The organism is Citrobacter sp. wls716 (assembly GCF_005280975.1).
GTDB lineage: Bacteria > Pseudomonadota > Gammaproteobacteria > Enterobacterales > Enterobacteriaceae > Citrobacter > Citrobacter youngae.
In genome coordinates, this window is record NZ_SZWX01000009.1 from 1 (window position 1) to 2363 (window position 2363).

Here is a 2363-nt window from a genome sequence, read left to right on the forward strand (position 1 = left end):
GTCCAGTCAGAGGAGCCATATTTAAGAAGCCTGCTTAGGAAACTAAGCAGGCTTTTTGCTTTATATCTGATAATCAATCATCACTTCATCAGGCTCCATCGCCTGGCGTTTAATCTCTTCCACAGATAAACCTGCGTTGCATAGCTCGATGAATCGCCAGACGTAATTGCGCTGCAACTGACCACGTTTGAGCCCCAGCCAAACGGTGTTCGCATCAAATAAATGCCGGGTATCAAGGCGGGTTAACGTCCCCTCCTCCTGCTCTCCGCTGGATTGCTCCGCCACCAGCCCGATTCCCAGCCCCAGCGCTACATACGTTTTAATCACATCCGAGTCCTGTGCACTGAGGATAATATCCGGCACCAACCCTTTACGCGCAAATGCCTCATCAATACGTGAACGCCCCGTAATACCCTGCCGATAGGTAATGAGCGGCCAGTGAGCAATAGACTCAAGCGTAAGCGGGGAAGCCTTAACTAATGGATGATCGAGTGGAACAAGCAGGCTGTGCTGCCAACGAAACCAGGGAAACGCCACCAACAGCGGATCGCTGCTGAGTCGTTCACTGGCAATACCAATGTCTGCGCCACCATTTTGCAGGAGAACGTCAATTTCTTGCGGCGTCCCCTGGATAAGCTCCAGGCGAACCTCCGGGAAGAGCTCACGAAATGCTTTGATCACCGCTGGCAGACTATAGCGTGCCTGCGTGTGCGTGGTCGCAATGGTCAGCACACCAGACGTGTCATTGGTAAACAGGTCCGCCAGTCGGCGAACATTACTGGCTTCATTAAGAATGCGCTCAGCGATCACCAGCAACGCCTTCCCCGGTTCGGTCATGCCAAGTAAACGTTTACCACGGCGAATAAAAATCTCGATGCCAAGTTCATCTTCAAGTTCGCGAATATGCCGACTTACCCCCGACTGCGAGGTATAAAGAATATTCGCGACTTCCGTCAGGTTGTAATCCTGACGGGCCGCCTCGCGGATTATTTTAAGTTGCTGGAAATTCACTTTTCGCTCCGGGTACATCAGACATTACGCTATTGTTAAAGTCTGATGCCCGGCATAACAAATAATAAAAACCTGCATCTTATTCCTGGCTGGAATAAGGTCTAACTCACCAGCTGTAGCTCCCGATTTTCCAGAGCCGGACGGCTAACCAGCGACAACAGGATCTCTTTCACCGCCTGAGCCTGTGGTGTCAAACTGCCCCTGGCTGACATGTTAAGTGAGAGGGGCAGATTCATGGAGGGCGTTGTAATCCGCGCCATCCAGCCATTCGCTGCATGGCATAATGCCCGGGCTGCCGATTCAGGTAAGACTGTCACCCCCATACCGCTGGCAATCGCGGCCGTTAGGGTGGAGATAGAATCAATTTCACCTATTACTTTCGCCGTTAAGCGGCGCAGTGAGAAGGCTTCGTCAACACGGAGGCGGACCGCACTGTAATCCCGTGGCAGAAGCAAATTCATCTGCGCGACTGCCGTTAAATCGACACCAGGCCCAGGACATTCACGCGTCCCCACCAGGTAAAGATCCTCTTTGAGTAACGGTTGACTGGAAATACCCGCGATCGGCGAGCGCTCGTAAAGCACCGCTATATCTAATTGACCACTGAGTAGTTTATCGTTCAGCACCGCCCCGCTGTTTTCATGCAAATAGACCAGTACATCGGGCAGCTCGGCGCGAACGGTCTGTAATAACGGCATGGTAATTGATGATGCCGCAGTGCCTGGCGCCAGGCCAATAGAGACGTGTCCACTCAGGGTCTGCCCTACATTATTGACCGCAAGCTGTGCCTGTTCACACTGCCGTAATATCGTCCGGGCGTGCGTATACAGCACTTTCCCCGCCTCCGTCGGCGTCACCCCGCGTTTGGTGCGGATCAACAACTGTTGATCCAGCTCCCCCTCCAGCGTAGCAACCTGCTGGCTCAGCGCGGGTTGAGCGATATGCAATACTTCCGCTGCCTGGGTCAGGCTACCAATATCGACGATTTTTACGAAGTATTTCAGTCGTCTGAAGTTCATTTTGCCTCCTGTCGGAATACCAGAACCCATGCTGGCAATCATGAAACTCAGGATTGCAAGATGCTTGCCAGTTTCATCTGTAGACGATTATTTAATGTTAAGCTCCCGTTAAGTAAGGGATGGCGCAGGAAAGTGATCGCTTCTACTGATTCCGCGTTTTTCCGGGCTGCCCCACAAGAGGTAGACCCGCACCAGAATGGGGCAAATGTCTAAAAAGCATGAAAGATCGCCGCTTTGTTGAATTTGTCAGCAAACGAACACACAATTTCATTTACCCCTTTGACAACCCCCATCGCCCCCGCTAATATGCGCCTCGTTCACACGATTCCTCTG

Annotated in this window: 2 protein-coding genes; both read right to left on the bottom strand. The window is 52.1% G+C overall.

The window, feature by feature from the left end; genetic code table 11:
* Positions 1 to 60 precede the first annotated feature (60 nt).
* Entirely contained in the window at positions 61 to 1011 is a 951-nt protein-coding gene (cbl, locus tag FDX24_RS00090; protein WP_048211294.1) for an HTH-type transcriptional regulator Cbl, read from the bottom strand.
* 101 nt (positions 1012 to 1112) lie between these two features.
* The gene (gene nac, locus FDX24_RS00095) at positions 1113 to 2030 is read right to left on the bottom strand and encodes a nitrogen assimilation transcriptional regulator NAC (protein WP_137345653.1); all 918 of its coding nucleotides are present in this window, start codon (positions 2028 to 2030) and stop codon (positions 1113 to 1115) included.
* Between the last annotated feature and the right edge of the window lie 333 nt (positions 2031 to 2363).

What these genes read in the sequence shown, in the direction of transcription:
- nac (WP_137345653.1), bottom strand. Translation starts at nt 2,030, where the DNA reads ATGAACTTCAGACGACTGAAATACTTCGTAAAAATCGTCGATATTGGT.